The following is a 21,420-nucleotide window of genomic DNA, read 5'->3' on the forward strand; positions in this document are numbered from 1 at the left end:
CATGGTCGGTGAGGGCCACAGAGTAATGGCTGGCCGGCCGCGCTCCAAGGGTCAATCCTCGCCGCGGGGGCTTTCATAGGTGCCGCTGGCGCCACAGGCATAGGCGGCGAGCAGGCTGCGGAACAGACTGTTGAGGTGCATGGCAGACACTCCGATAGTGATGTGCGCCGAGCATAGGCCCGCGGCTGGCGGCTGGCTGTTTGATTCTCTCGATCAGGCCGATAGCGCAAAGTTGTATACAATTTCTTGATGTAAATCATAGGAACTTGTGAAAAATTCAGGCAGTCTTCACCTTCATGGATTCAGATGGATTTTGTTAACCCTGCCTTGGAGATTCACCATGTTTGCCAAACTCGTTGCGGTATCCCTGCTGACACTGGCCAGCAGCCAGCTGATGGCCGCCGAATGTAAGGTCGATGTCGACTCCACCGACCAGATGTCCTTCAACACGAAGGAAATCACCATCGACAAGAGCTGCAAGACCTTCACCGTGAACCTGACCCACTCCGGCAGCCTGCCGAAGAACGTCATGGGCCATAACTGGGTATTGAGCAAAAGCGCGGACATGGCCGGTATCGCTACCGACGGCATGGCCGCCGGCATCGACAAGAACTACCTGAAAGAAGGCGACAGCCGCGTCATCGCCCACACCAAGATCATCGGCTCCGGCGAAAAAGACTCGGTGACCTTCGACGTGTCGAAGCTGACCGCTGGCGAAAGCTACGAGTTCTTCTGCTCGTTCCCGGGCCACAACTCGATGATGAAAGGCGCTGTGGTGCTGAAGTGATCGGTTGATTCGGTGTGATGAAAAAGCGCCCTGCGGGGCGCTTTTTTTGTGCCTGGAACTGCGTATACAGACTTGTAGCCGCTGCCGAGCCTGCGAGGCTGCGTACGAGGACGCAGTCCTCGCAAAACCTGCCCACGCGGTCCATCGAACATAACGTGGCGCCTGTTTTGGCGACCGCTCTGCGGCCGTGCGCAGCCTCGCAGGCTCGGCAGCGGCTACGGGCTGTTTATGGCGCGAATGGCATCACGCGTTTGTGATGGGTCTTGTTGTAGGTGTTGCAGATGATCTTGAACGCCTCCTCGCGCACCGGCTGGCCATGGAGGAAGGCGTCGATCTCGGCGTAGGTCACGCCGTGGGACGCTTCGTCCGGCTTGCCGGGAGACAGGTCTTCCAGGTCGGCGGTAGGGATCTTCTCCACCAGCGACTCCGGCGCGCCGAAATGCCGGGCAATGGCCCGCACCTGATTCTTCACCAACCCGCTCAGCGGGGCCAGGTCGCAGGCGCCGTCACCGAACTTGGTGAAGAAACCCATCACCGCTTCGGCGGCGTGGTCGGTGCCGATCACCAGGCCGTGGGCGGCGCCGGCGATGGTGTACTGCGCGACCATGCGCATGCGTGCCTTGGTGTTGCCAAGGACGAAGTCCCGGGTTACCGCCTGATGGCCTTCGAAGGCCGCCACTTCATTGGCCAGGGACTTGACCGCCGGCCCGATGTTCACGGTGTGGCGCTCGTCGGGTTCGATGAAGTCCACCGAGGCCTGGGCATCGTGTTCGTCGAACTGCACGTCGTACGGCAGGCGCACGGCGATGAAACGATAGCCCTGGTCGCCACTGCTGGCGCGCAGTTCGCGCATCGCCCGCTGGGCCAGCAGGCCCGCGGTCAGGGAGTCGACGCCACCGCTGATGCCCAGCACCAGGGCCTTGAGCCCGGAATTGAGCAGGCATTGCTGGATGAACGCGACCCGCCGGGCGACTTCTGCCTCGAGATCGGCCTGGTCCTTGAAAGGGGGTTGGACCTTGAGCTGTTCAGCAATCTCACGCTGTACGGCTTGCATGATTCACTCCTTGCTTGATGTGCCAGAAAGGGCGGCAGGTACTTGGAAAACGTGGCGCAAATAAGCGACGAAGTTGGGATCCTTGCAATGGGTCTTGCCCGCTTCGTCGGAGATCTTGGCGACGGGCTGGCCATTGCAGGCGGCCATTTTAAGCACGATGCTCATCGGCTCGACACCGGGAATATCGCACGTCAGGTTGGTGCCGATACCGAAGCTGACATTGATCCGACCGCGCAACGCGCGAAAAATCTCCAGGGACTTGGGCAGCGTCAGGCTGTCGGAGAACACCAGGGTCTTGCTCATCGGCTCGATGCCCAGTTTCAGGTAATGGGCGATGGCTTTTTCCGCCCAGGCGATCGGGTCGCCCGAGTCGTGGCGCAAACCGTCGAACAGCTTGGCGAAGTACAGATCGAAATCGTTGAGGAAGGCGTCGGTGGTGATGCAGTCGGTCAGGGCGATCCCCAGCAGGCCGCGATACTCGCGGACCCAGCAGTCGAGGGCGGCGATCTGGCTGTCGATCAGCCGCGGTCCCAGTTGCTGGTGGGCCATGATCCATTCGTGGGCCATGGTGCCCAGGGGTTTCATGTCCAGCTCGCGGGACAGGTGCACGTTGCTGGTGCCGACGAAACGTCCGGGGAAGTCGTGCTTGAGCACGTTCACCACTTCTTCCTGGACCCGGTACGAGAAGCGCCGGCGGGTGCCGAAGTCGGCCACCTGCAGGTGCGACAGTTCATCGGCGCTGGCGTTGGCGCTCAGCCAGTCGAACTTGCGATACAGCTGTTCGCGCGCCTGTTCCAGGACGACTTCGCGGTAGCGATAGCGGTTACGCACCTCGCTGACGATCGCCAGCATCGGCACTTCGAACAGGATCACATGCAGCCAGGGCCCGCGCAGGCGGATGAACAGCTCGCCGTTCTCGATACCGGTATGCACATACCGCAGGTTGAAGCGGAACAGCCCGAGAAAACGCAGGAAGTCCGGTTTCAGGAAGCTGATGCGCTCGAGAAAACTCAACTGGTCGGCGCTCAGGCTCAGGTCGGCCAGGCGCTCGAACTGATAGCGGATCTCCGCCAGATAGGGGCGCAGGTCCTCGCTGTTGCGGCAGCGGAATTCCCATTCGACTTCCACATTGGGGTAGTTGTGCAGCACCGCCTGCATCATGGTCAGTTTGTAGAAGTCGGTGTCGAGCAGGTTCTGCACGATGCGATCGGCAAACACACTCTCGCTCATAACGGGAATCTCCATGCTGGCCGCGATCAAGGGCGCGGCTTTCCAGCTTGTTCAATGAAGGCAGTAGTGGCGCATATCCGCCGTGGGTTTTGCCAGTGTTTTTTGCTTGGGGACGATGTCGAGGCTGATGGCCCCATCGCGGCCTGCACTCATCCCGGATCAGGCCGGCGTCGGGCTGTCGATCTGTTCCAGCATCCAGCGTACGAAGTCCCGTACCTTGGGCACTTCGGCCGCATGTTCGGGGTAGGCCAGGTAATAGGCATCGTGGCTGGGCATGGCGTAGTCCCACGCCAGCACCAGCTTGCCCTCGGCCAGTTCTTCCTCTACCAGGAACCGCGGCAGCAGGGCCACGCCGCAGCCGACCTGGGCGGCCCGGATGCACATGTAGAAGGTTTCGAAGCGCGGGCCGTGATAGCTGTGCTCGGTGTGGTAACCCTGGCTGTCGAACCAGTCATGCCAGGCCTGCGGCCGCGAGGCCAGTTGCAGCAGCACCAGCTCGGCCAGCTGCGTCGGGTCGGTGAACGGCTTGTCCGGCAGGCTGCCGGGGGCGCAGACCGCCACCAGCTCTTCACCGAACAGCTTCAGGCACTCGGTGCCGGGACGCGAACCCTGGCCGAAGTAGAACGCCATGTCGCTGCGGCCCTGCAGCAGGTCGTCGGCTTCCTGCTCGTTGCACAGGTCCAGGTGGATCTGCGGGTGGCGCAGGCGCCAGCCCTTGAGGCGCGGCACCAGCCAGCGCGCGCCGAAGGTCGATGGGGTGGACACCCGCAGGACTTCGGTTTCGCCACCGTAGGAGCGCAGGTAGTGGGTCGACATCTCGATCTGCGAGAGGATCTTGCGCACTTCCACCAGGTACAGGTCGCCGGCCGGAGTCAGTTGCAGGCGCCGGCGTACCCGGCGAAACAGCAGGTGTTGCAGGAGCTCTTCCAGCTGCGCGACCTGCTTGCTGACCGCGCTCTGGGTCAGGTTCAGCTCCTCGGCGGCGCGGGTGAAGCTCAGGTGCCGGGTGACGGCCTCGAAACACTGCAGGGCGGTGATCGAGGGCAGGTAGCGTTTGTTCAGCATCGAGGGTTCCTTGTTCTTGTCCCGGCTGCGCAGCATGAATAAACGGAATGATATCTCGCCTAATCGTCGTTTGTTGGCAAGTCTCGGGCCGGCTACAACTACAGTCCTGAATGGCTGTGTCAACGGCTACGACTTTTTGCTTTCCATTTGTAAGGAGTGACCCATGGTTGCCGCATTGCTTGATCGTCTTGGTGTGAACCCGGCCCTGTATCAATCGGGCAAGCAGCCCGTGCATTCTCCGATCGACGGCAGCCGCATCGCCTCGGTGAACTGGCAGGGCGCGGCCGAGGTGGAGCAGCAGGTCAGTCGCGCGGAGCATGCGTTCGAGTTGTGGCGCAAGGTGCCGGCGCCGCGTCGCGGCGAGCTGGTGCGCCAGTTCGGCGAAGTGCTGCGCGAATACAAGGCCGACCTCGGTGAGCTGGTGTCCTGGGAAGCCGGCAAGATCACTCAGGAAGGCCTGGGCGAAGTGCAGGAAATGATCGACATCTGCGACTTCGCGGTCGGCCTGTCGCGCCAGCTGTACGGCCTGACGATCGCCTCCGAGCGCCCGGGCCACCACATGCGCGAAACCTGGCACCCGCTGGGCATCGTCGGGGTGATCAGCGCGTTCAACTTCCCGGTCGCGGTCTGGGCCTGGAACACCACCCTGGCGCTGGTCTGCGGCAACCCGGTGATCTGGAAACCCTCGGAAAAGACCCCGTTGACCGCCCTGGCCTGCCAGGCACTGTTCGAGCGCGTGCTGAAGAACTTCAGCGATGCCCCCGAGTACCTGAGCCAGGTGATCATCGGCGGGCGCGACGCCGGCGAAGCGCTGGTGGACGACCCGCGCGTGGCCCTGATCAGCGCCACCGGCAGCACCCGCATGGGCCGCGAAGTGGCGCCGAAAGTCGCCGCGCGTTTCGCCCGCAGCATCCTCGAGCTGGGCGGCAACAACGCGATGATCCTGGGGCCGAGCGCCGATCTGGACATGGCGGTGCGCGCCATCCTGTTCAGCGCCGTCGGCACCGCTGGCCAGCGCTGCACGACATTGCGCCGGCTGATTGCCCATGAATCGGTGAAGGACGAAATCGTCACCCGCCTCAAGGCCGCCTATTCCAAGGTGCGCATCGGCCATCCGCTGCAAGGCAACCTGGTCGGCCCGCTGATCGACAAGCACAGCTTCGACAACATGCAGGATGCGCTGGAGCAGGCCCTGAGCGAGGGTGGCCGGGTGTTCGGCGGCAAGCGCCAGCTGGAAGACCAGTTCCCCAACGCCTATTACGTGTCGCCGGCGATCGTCGAGATGCCGGAGCAGAGCGACGTGGTGTGCAGCGAGACCTTCGCACCGATTCTCTACGTGGTGGGCTACAGCGATTTCGCCGAAGCGCTGCGCCTGAACAATGCCGTGCCGCAAGGCCTGTCGTCCTGCATCTTCACCACCGATGTGCGTGAGGCCGAGCAGTTCATGTCGGCGGTGGGCAGCGACTGCGGCATCGCCAACGTCAACATCGGCCCGAGCGGCGCGGAAATCGGCGGCGCCTTCGGTGGCGAGAAAGAGACCGGCGGCGGCCGCGAGTCCGGTTCCGATGCCTGGCGCGCCTATATGCGCCGGCAGACCAACACCGTGAACTACTCGCTGGAGTTGCCATTGGCGCAGGGTATTACCTTCGATTGATCGACCCGATCGCGCCCGCTTGCCGGGCGCTGTAGCCGCTGCCGAAGGCTGCGATAAGCTCCGAAGGAGCTTGGTTCCCGATCTCCTGTCGAGCCTGCGGCGGCCTTCAGTTCGCCGCGACCGTACCGGTCGATCGCAGCCTGCGGCAGCGACTACAGGGGAGGTGCTGGTTCATGGTCTGTGGTTCGTTGATTTCGGAGTCTGGCAATGCCGTTACGCGAAGAATGCCTGTGGGAAAAACTGACGCCGCAAAGGCCTGACAATGCCTCGCTCAAGGGCGAGGTCAGGGTGGATGTCTGCGTGATCGGCGCGGGTTTTACCGGCCTGTCGGCCGCCGTGCACCTGCTGGAGCAGGGCAAAAGGGTCTGTGTACTGGAAGCCCACCGCACCGGCCACGGTGGTTCGGGACGCAACGTGGGCCTGGTGAATGCCGGGATGTGGATCCCGCCGGACGAGATCGAGGCCGGTTTCGGCGAGGCGGTCGGCAGCCAGCTCAACCGCATGCTGGGGGCGGCGCCGGCCCTGGTGTTCAGCCTGATCGACAAATACCGCATCGATTGCCAGCTGCGCCGCGAAGGCACCCTGCACATGGCGCACAACGCCCGGGGCGAGGCCGACCTGCGCAGCCGGGAAGCCCAGTGGAAGCGCCGGGGCGCACCGGTCGAGCTGTTGACCGGCGCGGCTTGTGAAACCGCCACCGGCACCCAGAAGATCGCCGCGGCCTTGCTCGATCGCCGGGCCGGCACGGTCAATCCGATGGCCTATGTCAGTGGCCTGGCCAAGGCCGCGGTCGACCTGGGGGGCCAACTGTTCGACCATTCGCCGGTGACCCGTCTCGAACGCCAGGGCCAGCGCTGGTCGGTGCAGACCGCCCAGGGCTCGGTGCTGGCGGAGCAGGTGGTGATTGCCTCCAATGCCTACACCGAGGGCGACTGGACCGAATTGCGGCGCAATTTTTTCCCCGGTTACTACTATCAGGTCGCCTCCAGGCCGCTGACCGAGGAAGCTGCGCAGCGGATCCTGCCGGGTGGCCAGGGCTCCTGGGACACCCGCCAGGTGCTCAGCAGCATTCGCCGGGACGCCGACGGCCGCCTGCTGCTGGGCAGCCTGGGCAATGGCAACCAGAAGCCGGCCTGGTTCCTCAAGGCCTGGGCCGACCGGGTACAACAGCACTATTTCCCCTACCTGAAAGCGGTGGAGTGGGAGTGCACCTGGACCGGTTGCATCGCCTTTACCCCCGATCACCTGATGCGTCTGTTCGAGCCGGCGCCCGGTCTGGTGGCGGTCACCGGCTACAACGGCCGGGGCGTGACCACCGGCACCGTGGTCGGCAAGGCGTTCGCCGATTACCTGTGTAACGGAAATCCTCAGGCGTTGCCGATTCCCTTCGCCCCCATGCAGCCCCTGGCCGGCGTGGGCTTGCGCAGTTGCCTGTACGAGGCCGGGTTCTCCCTGTATCACGCGGGCCAGTGCCTGCGGATCGTTATCTGACAAAGGAAATATGTTGCCGGGTGCGGCGCTTTTCGGCGCAGCGACTAGCCTGTAGTGGTGCGGGGCGTAGCAGTCCTGCACCAGTAGTGTGCAGTTCGGTTACGCAGGCTGTTACAGGCTGGTTGCACGTTGATTTGCGCCGCGGTTGCAATGATGGCGCAGGCGGGTTGCGCCTGATGTTTTGTAAGGTTTCACCTTCCGCGGTTTAGACGGTTGCACGCCCAATAAAAAAGGGCTCGAAACAGTCGAAATAACAATAAAAGAGCGACTTTTTTCAGAATAAAAAACCAATGGCACGGCCCTTGCTCTGAGCATTCGGTGAAGTCGCAGTGCCAACTAAAAAAACCTTGGAGCACCACCTCATGTCCCAGACGTTTTACAAGAAAGGCTTTCTGGCCCTCGCAGTGGCAGCTGCGTTGGGTGTTTCTGCGTTTGCTCAGGCCGACCTCAAGATCGGCGTAGCGGGTCCCATGACAGGCGCCAACGCGGCATTTGGCGAGCAGTACATGAAGGGTGCACAGGCAGCGGCTGACGAGATCAACGCCAAGGGCGGCGTCAACGGCGAGAAGATCGTCCTGGTCAAGGGTGACGACGCCTGCGAACCGAAACAGGCCGTGGCCGTGGCCAACCGCCTGGTGGACCAGGACAAGGTGGCCGGTGTGGTCGGTCACTTCTGCTCGTCGTCGACCATTCCGGCTTCCGAGGTTTACAGCGATGCGGGCGTGATCGCCATCACCCCGGGCTCCACCAACCCACAGGTCACCGAGCGCGGCCTCTCCGCCATGTTCCGCATGTGCGGGCGTGACGACCAGCAGGGCATCGTCGCCGGCGACTACATCGTCGACGTGCTCAAGGGCAAGAAAGTTGTGGTCCTGCACGACAAGGACACCTACGGCCAGGGCCTGGCGGACGCCACCAAGGCACAGCTGAGCAAGCGCGGCGTGACGCCGGTGCTGTACGAAGGCCTGACTCGTGGCGAAAAAGACTTCAGCGCCGTGGTCACCAAGATCCGCGCCGCCGGTGCCGATGTCGTCTACTTCGGCGGCCTGCACCCGGAAGCCGGTCCGCTGGTACGCCAGATGCGCGAGCAGGGCCTCAAAGACGTCAAGTTCATGTCCGACGACGGTATCGTCACCGACGAACTGGTGACCACCGCTGGCGGTCCGCAATACGTCGATGGCGTGTACATGACCTTCGGCGCCGACCCGCGCCTGCTGCCGGACAGCAAGACCGTGGTCGACGCTTTCCGCAAGGCCGGCACCGAGCCTGAAGGCTACACCCTGTACGCCTACGCGTCGGTCCAGGCACTGGCTGCCGGCTTCGGCGGGGCCAAGTCCAACAAGGGCGAGGACGCCGCCAAGTGGCTCAAGGCCAACCCGGTGAAAACCGTGATGGGCGAGAAGACCTGGGATGCCAAGGGCGACCTGAAAGTCTCCGACTACGTGGTTTACCAGTGGGACAAGGACGGCAAATACCACCAGCTGGAAAAACAGAAGTGACATGAGCGTCTGGGCAGGCCGGCCCTTCCTCCAGGGGAGGGCGCAGGCCTGCTGCATGCGTGTCCGTGCAGTACCTGTCTTTTCTCGTAGAGCTGCACAACTGTCGTGTTGCGCGGGTGGTTGAACCCCAGGCCGTCGTATCCGCTGTGTGCAGTCTCTCAAATGCGTGAGATTGCGTTATGGATGGTATTTTCCTGCAGCAACTGATCAATGGACTGACCCTCGGGTCCGTCTATGGTCTGATCGCCATCGGCTACACAATGGTCTATGGCATCATCGGCATGATCAACTTCGCCCACGGCGAGGTTTACATGATTTCCGCTTACCTCGCGGCAATCAGTCTGGCTCTGCTGGCCTATTTCGGCATCGAATCCTTCCCGCTACTCATTCTCGGTACCCTGGTCTTCACCGTCGTCGTGACGGGGATCTACGGCTGGGTCATCGAGCGCGTCGCCTACAAACCCCTGCGTAACTCCACCCGCCTGGCGCCGCTGATCAGCGCCATCGGTATCTCGCTGATCCTGCAGAACTACGCGCAGATCAGCCAGGGCGCCAAGCAACAAGGTGTACCGACGCTGCTGGCCGGCGCCTGGAAGGTCGACATTGGCACCGGTTTCGTCCAGCTCACCTACACCAAGATCTTCATCCTGGTGGCGGCATTCGCCGGCATGGCCGTGCTCACCTACATCATCAAGTACACCAAGCTCGGCCGCATGTGCCGCGCCACCCAGCAAGACCGCAAGATGGCCTCGATCCTCGGGATCAACACCGACCGGGTGATTTCCTACGTGTTCATCATCGGCGCCGCCATGGCGGCGCTGGCGGGCGTACTGATCACCATGAACTACGGCACGTTCGACTTCTATGCTGGCTTCATCATCGGCATCAAGGCGTTCACCGCGGCGGTACTCGGCGGCATCGGCTCGCTGCCGGGCGCGATGCTCGGCGGGATCATCCTCGGGATCTCCGAGTCGCTGTTCTCCGGTCTGATCAACTCCGACTACAAAGACGTGTTCAGTTTCTCGCTGCTGGTGCTGATTCTGATCTTCCGTCCCCAAGGCCTGCTGGGTCGCCCACTCGTGGCGAAGGTATAAGTATGTCTGCTGCCAATAAACCGATTGATATCAAAAAGAGCCTCATCGACGCCGTACTGGCCGGGCTGATCTCGCTGATCGTGTTCGGTCCTATCGTGGGCGTGGTACTCGAGGGCTACAGCTTCAACCTGCAACCGGCCCGCGTCGGCTGGCTGGTGGCGATCGTGATGATCGGCCGTTTCGCCTTGAGCCTGTTCCTGCAGACGCCCAAGGGGCTGAAGATCCTCCAGGGTTTCGAGAGCACCGGCTCCGGCGTGCATGTGCGGGCGCCGGACTACAAGTCGCGGCTGCGCTGGATCATCCCGGCGCTGATCGTGATCGCCATCGTCTTCCCGTTCTTTGCCAACAAGTACCTGCTGACCGTGGTCATCCTCGGCCTGATCTACGTGCTGCTCGGTCTTGGGCTGAACATCGTGGTCGGCCTGGCCGGGCTGCTCGACCTGGGGTACGTGGCGTTCTACGCCATCGGTGCCTACGGCCTGGCGCTGGGTTACCAGTACCTGGGCCTGGGCTTCTGGACCGTGCTGCCCCTGGCGGCCCTCGCCGCGGCGCTGGCGGGGTGCATACTCGGCTTCCCGGTGTTGCGCATGCACGGTGACTACCTGGCCATCGTGACCCTGGGCTTCGGCGAGATCATCCGCCTGATCCTCAACAACTGGCTGTCCTTCACTGGCGGTCCGAACGGCATGCCGGTTCCGTCGCCGAGCATTTTCGGCCTGGAATTCACTCGGCGGGCGAAGGATGGCGGGGTGCCGTTCCATGAGTTCTTCGGCCTGGAATACAACCCCAACCTGAAGTTCCTGTTCATCTACATCGTGCTGTTCATCGTGGTGCTGCTGGTGCTCTACATCAAGCACCGCCTGACCCGCATGCCGGTCGGCCGGGCCTGGGAAGCCTTGCGCGAAGACGAGATCGCCTGCCGCGCCATGGGCCTGAACCACGTGTTGGTGAAGCTCTCGGCCTTTACCATCGGCGCTTCCACCGCCGGCCTGGCCGGGGTGTTCTTCGCCAGCTACCAGGGCTTCGTGAACCCCTCGTCCTTCACCTTCTTCGAGTCGGCGCTGATCCTGGCCATCGTGGTCCTGGGCGGCATGGGGTCGACCGTGGGCGTGGTGATCGCGGCGTTCGTGCTCACCGTGGCGCCGGAGCTGCTGCGCAGCTTCTCCGAGTACCGGGTGCTGCTGTTCGGCATTCTCATGGTGTTAATGATGATCTGGCGGCCGCGAGGCCTGATTCGTATCAGCCGTACCGGGGTGACCCCGCGTAAAGGTGCCTTGGTCGAGAGGAGCGTGCCATGAGCGATGAAGTCATTCTCAAGGTAGAGAACCTGATGATGCACTTCGGTGGCATCAAGGCCCTGAGCGACGTCAGCCTGGAGGTCAAGCGCAACTCCATCTTCGCCCTGATCGGCCCCAATGGCGCCGGCAAGACCACGGTGTTCAACTGCCTGACCGGTTTCTACAAGGCCACGGGCGGGCACATCGCCCTCAATACCCGAGGCAAGCCGACCAACGTCATCAAGCTGCTGGGCGAGCCGTTTCGCGCGACCGACTTCGTGTCGCCCAAGCGCTTTGCCAGCCGACTGTTCTACAAGATGTTCGGCGGTACCCACCTGGTGAACCGGGCGGGCCTGGCGCGGACCTTCCAGAACATTCGCCTGTTCAGGGAAATGTCGGTGCTGGAGAACCTGCTGGTGGCCCAGCACATGTGGGTCAACCGCAACCTGCTGTCCGGCATCCTCAACACCAAGGGTTACCAGAAGGCTGAAAGCGACGCCCTGGACCACGCCTTCTACTGGCTGGAGGTGGTGGACCTGGTGGACTGCGCCAACCGCCTGGCCGGCGAGTTGTCCTACGGCCAGCAACGCCGCCTGGAAATCGCCCGCGCCATGTGCACCCGGCCGCAGATCATCTGCCTCGACGAACCGGCCGCCGGCCTCAACCCCCAGGAAACCGAAGCGCTCAGCGCGATGATCCGGCTGCTGCGCGACGAGCACGACCTGACCGTGGTGCTGATCGAACATGACATGGGCATGGTGATGAGTATTTCCGACCATATCGTGGTGCTCGACCACGGCAACGTGATCGCCGAGGGCGGGCCCGAAGCGATCCGCAACGACCCGAAAGTGATTGCCGCCTACCTGGGTGCGGACGAAGAGGAACTGGTATGACGACTGCACCTATCCTCGAACTCAAGGACCTGGACGTGTACTACGGGCCGATCCAGGCCCTGAAGAAAGTCTCGCTGCACATCAACGAAGGTGAAACCGTGAGCCTGATCGGCTCCAACGGTGCCGGCAAGTCCACGCTGCTGATGTCGATTTTCGGCCAGCCGCGGGCCGAGTCCGGGCAGATCATCTACCGCGGTGTGGACATCACCCACAAGTCCTCGCACTACATCGCCTCCAACGGCATCGCCCAGTCGCCGGAAGGGCGCCGGGTGTTTCCGGACATGACGGTGGAAGAGAACTTGCTGATGGGCACCATCCCCATCGGCGACAAGTACGCCAGCGAAGACATGCAGCGCATGTTCGAACTGTTCCCGCGGCTCAAGGAGCGTCGGACCCAGCGGGCCATGACCATGTCCGGCGGCGAGCAGCAGATGCTCGCCATCGCCCGCGCGCTGATGAGCCGTCCCAAGCTGCTGTTGCTGGACGAACCGAGCCTGGGGCTGGCGCCGATCGTGGTGAAGCAGATCTTCGCCACCTTGCGCGAGCTGGCCTCCACCGGCATGACCATCTTCCTGGTCGAGCAGAACGCCAACCACGCGCTGAAGCTGTCGGACCGCGCCTATGTGATGGTCAACGGCGAGATCCGCCTGAGCGGCACCGGCCAGGAACTGCTGGTCAACGAGGAGGTGCGTAACGCGTATCTGGGCGGGCACTGAGCCTGTGTACTGTGGATAAGACCTGCCCCGCCGGCTCACGCCGCCGGGGCATTTTTATCCCCTTGATCTTGTGGGAGCGAGCTTGCTCGCGATGCTCGTCAACGGTGACGCTGGCTGTCTGGATGTACGCGTCGTTCTCGGGTTCTTCGCGAGCAGGCTCGCTCCTACAGAGGCTGGATGACCTTGTCCACAGCAGAAAACGCAAATTGTGGAAAACATTCTGCGCAAGCTGGCAAAGCGCGGCATAAAGACGCTGCAAATAGTTGTTTTGCCACGGTTTTGACTTGTCCCCGTTTGCTGTGGAACTGGCTGTGGGTAACGTGGGAGTAGCTGGCTGGACGCCTTGAATGGCGTGGCCTGCAGGCTGGCGATCGTTTTTTGATCAGGCGTTTTTCCCGGACCTTGAGCGGCCGTTGTCAACCTTTTTATTGTCGCAGGCAAAGGGCGGAAACCCCCTGGGCAAGCCTGTGGATAAGTCTGTGATTAAACTCTGGAAAGACTCGTCGAGGCAGCGTCGTTACTGGCTTGAAGCCATCCCTTGCCTGACCGTTCGGTCGCCTGTATCGGTCGGGGCTGCATGGACGCCATGCCCAGGTCAAGCAAAAAACTTTCTAAAACCGCCTGCAGCCCCTGTGGATAGCGGCTTGCGGACTTTTGCACTTGCCCCCAAAGACTGTGGAGCGTCCTGTGGATAAGGTGCGTGCATGTGGCTGCGGGCCACGACCTGCCTGGCTTGGCGGTGGTTGGTTGTTTTTTGTACAGTTGCGTCTCTGTAGCCGCTGCCGAAGGCTGCGATAAGGCCCGGAGGGCCTTTCAACGATCTTGAAGAGCACGCCCTCCTCGAACGGAATGCCGCCCAGACCGATCGCAGCCTTCGGCAGCGGCTACAGGGGAGGCTGATAGCCGGGCTCGCACAACCTCCGGTTGCCGCTGCGATTCAGGCCGGGCATGCTGCGAAACGATTTTTCATTTCCACGGCGGTTCGACGCCCAGCAAGGAGAACACCATGACTTCCACCCTGTTTATTACCGGCGCGACCTCCGGTTTTGGCGAAGCCTGTGCCCGTCGTTTTGCCGAGGCCGGCTGGTCGCTGGTGCTGACCGGGCGCCGCGAAGAGCGTCTCGACGCTCTGTGCGCCGAGCTGTCGAAGCAGACCGAAGTGCACGGCCTGGTGCTCGATGTGCGGGACCGCAAGGCCATGGAAGAAGCGATCGCCAACCTGCCGCCGTCCTTCGCCAAGCTGCGCGGGCTGATCAACAACGCCGGCCTGGCCCTGGGGGTCGACCCGGCGCCCAAGTGCGACCTGGACGACTGGGACACCATGGTCGACACCAACATCAAGGGCCTGATGTACAGCACCCGCCTGCTGCTGCCACGGCTGATCGCCCATGGCCGCGGCGCCGGCATCGTCAACCTCGGCTCCATCGCCGGTAACTACCCGTATCCGGGCAGTCACGTGTATGGCGCGAGCAAGGCGTTCGTCAAACAGTTCTCCCTGAACCTGCGTTGCGACCTGCAAGGCACCGGTGTGCGGGTGACCAACATCGAGCCGGGCCTGTGCGAAAGCGAGTTCTCCCTGGTGCGTTTCAAAGGCGACCAGGAGCGCTACGACGCCACCTACGCCGGTGCCGAGCCGATCCAGCCGCAGGACATCGCCGACACTATCTTCTGGGTGCTCAACACCCCGGCCCACGTCAATATCAACAGCCTGGAACTGATGCCGGTGAGCCAGACCTGGGCCGGCTTCGCCATTGAGCGCAATGCCAAGGGCTGAGTGCTCCCCCTGTAGCCGCTGCCGAAGGCTGCGATCGACCTCGAAGAGGGCGTGCTCTTCAAGATCGCCGAAGGCCCTCCGGGCCTTATCGCAGCCTGCGGCAGCGGCTACACACCTCATGTGCCGATGCGTTTGGCAACACAGCCGTTCAGGCCTGAATCAGCCCGCACAAGGTAGACTCCCGCTCCGCAACCCACCGCAGCCTTGCATCAAGGCCGCGAAGTCAAAGGTTCTCGAGGAGGAAATGTGAGTAACCGAGGTGAGCAGGTACTGCTCAAACAATCGACCGTCCTGATGTTCGCCGTGGCGATCGCCGCTATCGTCACGGGTTTTTTTTCCGGTTCCCAATCGATTCTGTTCGATGGTTTTTTTTCGCTGATCGCGACCGTCATCAAGGTCCTGATGCTGATCACCGCCAAGCTGATCGCCAAGGAAAGCAACCAGCGCTTTCAGTTCGGCTTCTGGCACCTGGAACCGATGGTGCTGCTGATCGAAGGCAGCTTTTTGTTGCTGATTGCGATCTACGCCTTTCTCAGCGGTATGTTCGGCATCATCAACGGTGGCCGCGAGATCGAACTGGGCCTGGTGATCCCTTTTGCGATGGTGCTTAGCGTCGTCTGTTTCGCCTATTTCTTCTACGTCCGTTATCGCAATCGCACGTTGAAATCCTCGTTGATCCAGTTCGACAACGTCAGCTGGCTGGTGGACGCGATGCTCTCGATCGGCTTGCTGGTGAGCTTTCTCATCGCGTTGCTGCTCAAGACCCAGGGTTATGGCCAGTGGGCCGCTTACGTCGACCCGTCGATCCTGATCCTGCTGGCCCTGAGCATGCTCGCGCCGGCCTTCAATATTCTCAAGCCAGCGTTACGCGATGTACTGGGAATTGTCCCGGACCAACTGGATGACAAGGTTCGCCAAGTGATGGACGAGGCGAAAGTCGAGCACGGCTTTGCCGACTATGTCTCGTATGTGCAGAAGCACGGACGGGCGCGGTTCATCGAGATTCACATCGTGCTGCCGCAGGACTATCCATTGCAGGGCGTGGCGACGCTGGACAAGCTGCGCGAGGAGATATCCACACAGCTCGGCAAGGCGGATGCGGCGCGCTGGCTGACCATCAGCTTTACCGGTGATCGCAAGTGGATTGCCTGAGGCCTTTCTGAGCGCAGGCGCGCAATCGCGAGCAAGCTTCGCTCCTACACAGGTATGCCCGTTTTTCTGTAGGAGCGAAGCTTGCTCGCGATAGCGATGTAAAGATCAGCCGAAGTATTCAGCCAGGCCGAGATAACAGGTCGCCAGGTGATAAGGCGTGGTCGACGGCATGTCCCGACGGCTGAGTACGCCATGGGCGTCCAGGCATTCGTTCCAGCCCTTGGCATGCAGGAAGTGTTGTTGCAGCGCCCGCAACTGGTGCTGCAGGCGTTCGGCGCGGTCCTGGCGCAAGGTCAGGGCGCGCAGGTATTCGGCCTGGGCCCAGATGCGTTGGGTCGGGTCGAGCACATCGCCATCGATGCTCAGCATCCCACTCACCGCGCCGCTGGAGTTATCCACACCAACCTGCTCGGCATAGGCGAAGGCCCGCTCCAGCGAGGCGTGCAGCGGGCAGCCGCGCAGCAAGGCCGAGGATTGCAGCAGGAAGAACCATTCGAACTGGTGCCCCGGCTCGAACCAGTTATCCACAGCCCCCAGCGGTTTCTCCATCATCAGCCCATGCCGTGGCTCGATGAAGCGCTGCTGCATGGTCGTGCACAGGGCCAGCAGTGCGCCTTGCACGGCGGCGTCGTCACGCACGGCCAGGGTGGCGAGGAAGGCTTCGGCCAGGTGCATCAGCGGGTTCTGCAAGGGGCCGGAGGCCAGGGGCGACCAGTCTTCGGCGAGGACCGCTTCGTACAGGCCATCGCCGCTGGCAAAACGTTCGGCCACCACTTTCAGCGCGGCATTGAGCACCGATTCTACCAGCGGCTCGCGGACCCTGGCCCAGTAATGGGCGCAGGCAAAGACGATGAAGGCGTGGGTGTAGAGGTCCTTGCGCCTGTCCAGCGGCGCGCCCTGGGCATCGATGCTGTAGAACCAGCCACCGTGCTCGGCATCGTGGAAGTGCCGTTGCAGGGAACGGAACAGCGCTGCGGCGCGCTCTTCGGCAAGCGGCGTACGACCATCGCCGATCAGGCTGGAAAACAGGTACAGCTGCCGGGCGCAGGCCATGGCCCGATAACGCTGAGGTGGCAGCGGGGCATGTTCGGCGTCCAGCGCCTCGAAGGGCAGTGCCAGTTCCGGATTCCAGCCCGGCCCCTGCCAGAGCGGCACGATCACGCTGTGGAAATGCTGTTGCACGGCCGTAAACAGGGCGGTCGATTCAGACGGGGAAGTGGGGCTGGAAACATCGGGCATTGGCTGGCGTCGTCACGGCAGGGTGGAATGCGCGACATGGTAGCAGAGAAGGCCCCGGGGATCGTGGTGTGCGGGGTAGGAGCGAAGCTTGCTCGCGATCCAGGCGACGGGGTATGTCGCCAAGAACGCATCGCGAGCAATCGAGTTTTGACCGGCGCTCCTACAGGAGCGCCGGTATAGGGCGACTCAGCCGGCCAGCAACCACACGCCCGTCGCGGCGGACGCCGCGCCCGCCAGGCGCACCAGCGGCGCAGCAGCCTGTGGCAGGAGCCGGACCACGGCATAACCGACCGCGTGCAGTGCCGCAGTGGCGGCGACGAAGCCTGCGGCATAGGTCCAGGGGCTGGACATGTCCGGCAGTTCCAGGCCGTGGGCCACGCCGTGGAACAGGGCGAACAGCGCGGTGGCGGCCACCGCCAGGCTCAACGGTGGCCGCACCGCCAGGGCCACGGCCAGGCCGAGGGCCAGGACCGAGGCGGCGATCCCGCTTTCCAGGGCCGGCAGGTTCAGCCCTGCAAAACCCAGCACGCCGCCGATCAGCATGGTGCCGACGAAGGTGCAGGGCAGTGCCCAGCGCGCCGCGCCTTGCTGCTGCGCGGCCCACAGGCCGACCGCAACCATCGCCAGCAAGTGGTCGAGGCCACCGATCGGGTGGCTGATGCCGGCCATCAGGCCGTTGTCGCCGTGGCCCGGGTGGGCGAAGGCCAAAGCTGGAGTCAGCAGCAGGGCGAGGGTGCCGAGAATACGTTTGAGGGTCATGGACAGGCTTCCTTGTTGAGCTTTTTTGAAAAGAGCGATCAGGCCGCGATCAGCAGTCCCTGGCGTTCGATAAAGGCGATGATTTCCTCCAGGCCCTGGCCGGTCTTCTGATTACTGAAGACGAACGGCTTGCCACCGCGCATGCGCTGGGTATCGCCGTCCATCATCTCCAGCGAAGCGCCGACCAGGGGCGCCAGGTCGATCTTGTTGATCACCAGCAGGTCGGACTTGCAGATGCCCGGGCCACCCTTGCGCGGCAGCTTGTCGCCCGCCGACACGTCGATCACGTAGATGGTCAGGTCGGACAGCTCGGGGCTGAAGGTCGCCGACAGGTTATCGCCGCCGGACTCCACCAGAATCAGGTCGAGGCCGGGAAAACGCCGGTTCAGCTGATCCACCGCCTCGAGGTTGATCGAGGCGTCTTCGCGAATCGCCGTGTGCGGGCAGCCGCCGGTTTCCACGCCGATGATGCGTTCGGGCGCCAGGGCCTGATTGCGCACCAGGAAATCGGCGTCTTCGCGGGTGTAGATATCGTTGGTCACCACCGCCAGGTTGTAGCGTTCGCGCAGGGCCAGGCACAGGGCCAGGGTCAGGGCGGTCTTGCCGGAGCCCACCGGGCCGCCGATGCCGACGCGCAGAGGTTGTGCGTTCATGTGACTCTCCACAATAAAAGGCACCCAGTAAAAGGCGCCAGACTAAAAGGACCTAGGAACGGAACAGGCGGCTGTACTGGCGCTCATGGGCCATGCACGCCAGGGACAGGCCGAAGGCGGCGCTGCCGTAATGTTCGGGGTCGAGGTTCGAGGCATTGCGCTGGGCCTCTTGCAACAGCGGCAACAGTTCGCTGGTCAGGCGCTGAGCAGCCTGCTGGCCCAGGGGCAGGGTTTTCATCAGCACCGCCAGCTGGTTTTCCAGCCAGCTCCACAGCCAGGCGGCCAGGGCGTCCTGCGGGCTGATCCGCCAGGCCCGCGCGGCCAGGGCCCAGCCCAGGGCCAGATGCGGCTCGGCGATCTGCGCGAGAAAGTCGCGGGCCGGCGGATCCAGCTCCGGCAGGCCGTTCAACAGCTGTTGCAGGGAATAGCCCATTTGCCGGCTTTCCTGATGCAGCTCGCGGGTTTCGCGGCTGGCGCGATGTTCCTGGCACAGCTGCAGCAATTGCGCCCAGTCCTCGTCGGTGGCCGCCTGACAATGGGCCAGCAACAGCGGTGCTTCGAAGCGTGCGAGGTTGAGCAGCAACTGGTCGCCAATCCAGCGTCGGGCGCTGTGCGGGTCGTTGACCCTGGCCTGTTCCACGGCCATTTCCAAGCCCTGGGAATAGCTGTAGCCGCCAATCGGCAGCTGTGGGCTGGCCAGGCGCAGCAGGGCCCAGGCTGGGTTCATTGACGGACGCCGAACTGGTGCAACCGCGGCGCGTAGTTGAAGTCCTCGTCGCCGTGGCGGGAATGATGATGGCCGCCGCCGTAGGCGCCGTGTTCCGGCTGGAACGGCGCCTCGATGGTTTTGGTATTGGCGCCGAGCTGTTCGAGCATGGCCTTGAGCACATAGTCGTCGAGCAGGCGCAGCCAGCCATCGCCGACTTGCAGGGCGACGTGGCGGTTGCCCAGGTGGTAGGCGGCGCGGGTCAGTTCGAAGGCATTGCGGCAGGTGACATGCAACAGGGTTTCCGGACGCGCGCAGACCCGCACGATCCGGCCATCCTCGGCTTGCAGGCATTCGCCGTCGTGCAGCGGCGGCTGGCCACGCTCCAGAAACAGCCCGACGTCTTCGCCGTCGGCACTAAAGCAGCGCAAGCGGCTTTTGCTGCGGGCTTCGAAGGTCAGGTGCAACTCGGCAGACCAGTCGGGTTGCGGCGCGATTCTGCGATGAATCACCAGCATTGGAAGGCTTCCAGCTATGAGCGATGCAGGGTGTAGAGCAAGTGCCTTGCCAATCGCCCGGTCTGATTGGAAACGGGTGGAAAGCGCCTGAAAATGGGGCAGGCTTCTGTTTTATTTTGTTACAAATTCAGGGTGTGCGCTGATTTATAGCACTGACTTGGTGCGTTGTGCTGTTTTTTGATGCGCGGCGAAGCGCCGCTCTGGCGCGAGCCATGGCGGGCAGATGAGGCGGTGGAGGAGGTTGTGCGGTTGAGCGCAGCGGCGGGGGTTATTCGGTGCTGCCCAGCCCTTGCCAATGCTTGAGGCCGATAAAGATGAAACGCAGCTGCTGGGTGATTTTCGCCTGGGGCGTGAGGTGCTCGGGCAGGGCTTGCGCAGGCGGATCGATGATGTCCGGCAAGGTGGCGAACACGCTTTTGACGATCAGGTCGGCCATCACCGTCAGGTCGGCGATGTTCAGGTGTTGCAGCTTGGGCATCAGGGTCAGGTCGGCCGCCAGGTCGGCGCTGATGTTTTCCCGCAGGTTGGCGATCGCCTGGCGCACCGGCAGCGAACCGCCGTACTGCTCGCGGGCGAGGAACAGGAACTGCGAGCGGTTGGCTGCCACTACATCGAGGAAGATCCGCACCGAGGCATCGATGATGCCGCCCATGACAAATTCGTTATGGCGCACCAGGCGGATGGTTTCGCGGAAGGTCTGGCCGACTTCGCTGACCAGTACCAGGCCGAGTTGGTCCATATCGTCGAAATGCCGGTAGAAACCGGTCGGCACTATGCCGGCGGTTTTCGCCACTTCGCGCAGGCTCAGGCTGCCGAATCCGCGGCCGCATTCCATCAGGTGGCGGGCAGCGTCCATCAGAGCGTTGCGAGTCTGTTGTTTCTGTTCGGCGCGGGGCAGCATCGGCGGGCTGGTTTTCTGATCAAGAGAGCGGCGCACTCTAGCAAATCAACTTTGCCGGCGTCGAACCTGGTGGGGGCGGTAGGCTGAAGGCGAGACCTGGATCGGAGCGGTGGACGCAGAAAAAAAACGGCGCGGCTCAGGAAAAAACAAAGCCCGATCCAGGGACCGGGCTTTTCTGTAGAGGCATCATAGGCTTGACTCACAGCTGGGTTGCGTTAGGCCAAACGGTCGTTGCCGTCTTAAACCAGACCTTTCTCTTCCAGGCGATCACGGCCGCCTTCGGCTACAGCCTGGCCCAGGGGAGTGCGATCGAAGCCGTCTTCAGCCAGGGTCTGGCCTTGTGGGGTACGGTCGCCGCCATCGGAAGCCAGGGTTTGGCCTTGTGGGGTGCGGTCGCTGCCGTCGGACGCCAGGGTCTGGCCTTGTGGGGTACGGTCGCTACCGTCGGAAGCCAGGGTCTGGGTGAATACCGAGGTGCTTGCTTTGACTTGTGGGGTAGCCTGTTCAGCGGCTGGCAGGGCGAAAGCGTTGGCTGCCAGGATCGAGAGGGTCAGGCTAAGCAGTAATTGGCGTTTCATGATGGGTTGCTCCTTGGGAGGGCGATAAAGTGGGTACGGAGCCAATGTTACGCGCGCAAAATCGATATAAAAGTTCATAAAGACAATGGTAATAATCAACAGAATTGATTGTTCTGCCCGAGGGCTCTAGAACGGGCGTTTCCGAAGAAGGGTTTTGCACCGGGGTGGGTATTTTCGACCCATCTGTGCCTCGCAAAAGTGCGGCGGCGGTAACGCCAAGCTGGCGCTTCGGTCAGGAAAATCCGTGCATTTGTGTCTGATTCGCGGCTTTGGGTTAAACCTGCGGGCCGTTTGTCAGTCCTAGTTTCCATGACCGGTGGATTTCAACCCCGGCAGTTCATAAGGGCGTCGCCATCCAGGCGCCCGTCAGGTAGTCAGGA

Annotated in this window: 20 protein-coding genes; 10 read left to right on the forward strand and 10 right to left on the reverse strand. The window is 62.7% G+C overall.

Annotated elements, in window-relative coordinates; all coding sequences use genetic code 11:
• The first annotated feature begins 340 nt into the window (after positions 1-340).
• Positions 341-787 carry an azurin gene (azu, locus tag PMI20_RS06255; protein ID WP_007921507.1) on the forward strand — a complete coding sequence of 149 codons (447 nt, stop codon included), beginning with the start codon at positions 341-343 and terminating at the stop codon, positions 785-787.
• 226 nt (positions 788-1,013) lie between these two features.
• On the opposite strand, the gene nadE is transcribed toward azu, so the two are convergent.
• From nadE to PMI20_RS06270, 3 genes are all read right to left on the reverse strand, one after another.
• Positions 1,014-1,841, reverse strand: coding sequence for an NAD(+) synthase (gene nadE / locus PMI20_RS06260; RefSeq protein ID WP_007925206.1), 828 nt, complete (start codon positions 1,839-1,841; stop codon positions 1,014-1,016).
• Between the two features lie 3 nt (positions 1,842-1,844).
• Positions 1,845-3,071 carry a nicotinate phosphoribosyltransferase gene (gene pncB / locus PMI20_RS06265; RefSeq protein ID WP_007925207.1) on the reverse strand — a complete coding sequence of 409 codons (1,227 nt, stop codon included), beginning with the start codon at positions 3,069-3,071 and terminating at the stop codon, positions 1,845-1,847.
• Positions 3,072-3,230: 159 nt separating this feature from the next.
• Positions 3,231-4,136, reverse strand: coding sequence for a LysR family transcriptional regulator (locus PMI20_RS06270; protein ID WP_025808040.1), 906 nt, complete (start codon positions 4,134-4,136; stop codon positions 3,231-3,233).
• Positions 4,137-4,299: 163 nt separating this feature from the next.
• Here PMI20_RS06270 and amaB point away from each other — a divergent pair, with 163 nt between their 5' ends.
• From amaB to PMI20_RS06315, 9 genes are all read left to right on the forward strand, one after another.
• Positions 4,300-5,790 carry an L-piperidine-6-carboxylate dehydrogenase gene (gene amaB / locus PMI20_RS06275; RefSeq protein WP_007925211.1) on the forward strand — a complete coding sequence of 497 codons (1,491 nt, stop codon included), beginning with the start codon at positions 4,300-4,302 and terminating at the stop codon, positions 5,788-5,790.
• A gap of 207 nt (positions 5,791-5,997) precedes the next feature.
• Positions 5,998-7,281, forward strand: coding sequence for an L-pipecolate oxidase (gene amaA / locus PMI20_RS06280; protein WP_007925214.1), 1,284 nt, complete (start codon positions 5,998-6,000; stop codon positions 7,279-7,281).
• A 362-nt stretch (positions 7,282-7,643) separates the two neighbouring features.
• Positions 7,644-8,780 carry a branched-chain amino acid ABC transporter substrate-binding protein gene (locus PMI20_RS06285; RefSeq protein ID WP_007925216.1) on the forward strand — a complete coding sequence of 379 codons (1,137 nt, stop codon included), beginning with the start codon at positions 7,644-7,646 and terminating at the stop codon, positions 8,778-8,780.
• A 179-nt stretch (positions 8,781-8,959) separates the two neighbouring features.
• Positions 8,960-9,874 carry an ABC transporter permease subunit gene (locus PMI20_RS06290; RefSeq protein ID WP_007925218.1) on the forward strand — a complete coding sequence of 305 codons (915 nt, stop codon included), beginning with the start codon at positions 8,960-8,962 and terminating at the stop codon, positions 9,872-9,874.
• A gap of 2 nt (positions 9,875-9,876) precedes the next feature.
• Positions 9,877-11,172, forward strand: coding sequence for a high-affinity branched-chain amino acid ABC transporter permease LivM (livM, locus tag PMI20_RS06295; RefSeq protein WP_007925219.1), 1,296 nt, complete (start codon positions 9,877-9,879; stop codon positions 11,170-11,172).
• Entirely contained in the window at positions 11,169-12,044 is an 876-nt protein-coding gene (locus PMI20_RS06300) for an ATP-binding cassette domain-containing protein (RefSeq protein WP_007925220.1), read from the forward strand. Before livM ends, PMI20_RS06300 begins: the two co-directional genes overlap by 4 nt.
• The gene (locus PMI20_RS06305) at positions 12,041-12,760 is read left to right on the forward strand and encodes an ABC transporter ATP-binding protein (protein ID WP_007925221.1); all 720 of its coding nucleotides are present in this window, start codon (positions 12,041-12,043) and stop codon (positions 12,758-12,760) included. The genes PMI20_RS06300 and PMI20_RS06305 overlap by 4 nt, the downstream gene beginning before the upstream one ends.
• A 1,006-nt stretch (positions 12,761-13,766) precedes the next feature.
• Positions 13,767-14,534, forward strand: coding sequence for an SDR family oxidoreductase (locus PMI20_RS06310; protein ID WP_007925222.1), 768 nt, complete (start codon positions 13,767-13,769; stop codon positions 14,532-14,534).
• Positions 14,535-14,780: 246 nt separating this feature from the next.
• Entirely contained in the window at positions 14,781-15,686 is a 906-nt protein-coding gene (locus tag PMI20_RS06315) for a cation diffusion facilitator family transporter (RefSeq protein WP_007925223.1), read from the forward strand.
• A 105-nt stretch (positions 15,687-15,791) separates the two neighbouring features.
• Here the strand turns inward: PMI20_RS06315 and PMI20_RS06320 are convergent, their stop codons facing one another.
• The 7 genes from PMI20_RS06320 to PMI20_RS06350 all read right to left on the reverse strand — a co-directional run bounded on the left by PMI20_RS06320 (position 15,792) and on the right by PMI20_RS06350 (position 21,040).
• Positions 15,792-16,925 carry an AGE family epimerase/isomerase gene (locus PMI20_RS06320; protein ID WP_007925224.1) on the reverse strand — a complete coding sequence of 378 codons (1,134 nt, stop codon included), beginning with the start codon at positions 16,923-16,925 and terminating at the stop codon, positions 15,792-15,794.
• Between the two features lie 186 nt (positions 16,926-17,111).
• The gene (locus PMI20_RS06325; RefSeq protein ID WP_007925225.1) at positions 17,112-17,684 is read right to left on the reverse strand and encodes a HupE/UreJ family protein; all 573 of its coding nucleotides are present in this window, start codon (positions 17,682-17,684) and stop codon (positions 17,112-17,114) included.
• Positions 17,685-17,722: 38 nt separating this feature from the next.
• Positions 17,723-18,337 (reverse strand): urease accessory protein UreG, encoded by a 615-nt coding sequence (gene ureG / locus PMI20_RS06330; protein ID WP_007925234.1) that lies wholly within the window; start codon positions 18,335-18,337, stop codon positions 17,723-17,725.
• A gap of 52 nt (positions 18,338-18,389) precedes the next feature.
• Positions 18,390-19,064, reverse strand: coding sequence for an urease accessory protein UreF (locus tag PMI20_RS06335; RefSeq protein ID WP_007925237.1), 675 nt, complete (start codon positions 19,062-19,064; stop codon positions 18,390-18,392).
• A complete protein-coding gene (gene ureE / locus PMI20_RS06340; protein ID WP_007925239.1) occupies positions 19,061-19,561 on the reverse strand; it encodes an urease accessory protein UreE in 501 nt (166 codons plus the stop codon). The genes PMI20_RS06335 and ureE overlap by 4 nt, the downstream gene beginning before the upstream one ends.
• Before the next feature lie 268 nt (positions 19,562-19,829).
• Positions 19,830-20,462: a TetR family transcriptional regulator gene (locus PMI20_RS06345; protein ID WP_007925240.1), complete on the reverse strand. Its 633-nt coding sequence runs from the start codon at positions 20,460-20,462 to the stop codon at positions 19,830-19,832.
• A 239-nt stretch (positions 20,463-20,701) separates the two neighbouring features.
• Entirely contained in the window at positions 20,702-21,040 is a 339-nt protein-coding gene (locus tag PMI20_RS06350; RefSeq protein WP_007925241.1) for a hypothetical protein, read from the reverse strand.
• Between the last annotated feature and the right edge of the window lie 380 nt (positions 21,041-21,420).

Source organism: Pseudomonas sp. GM17, assembly GCF_000282175.2.
Taxonomy (GTDB): domain Bacteria; phylum Pseudomonadota; class Gammaproteobacteria; order Pseudomonadales; family Pseudomonadaceae; genus Aquipseudomonas; species Aquipseudomonas chlororaphis.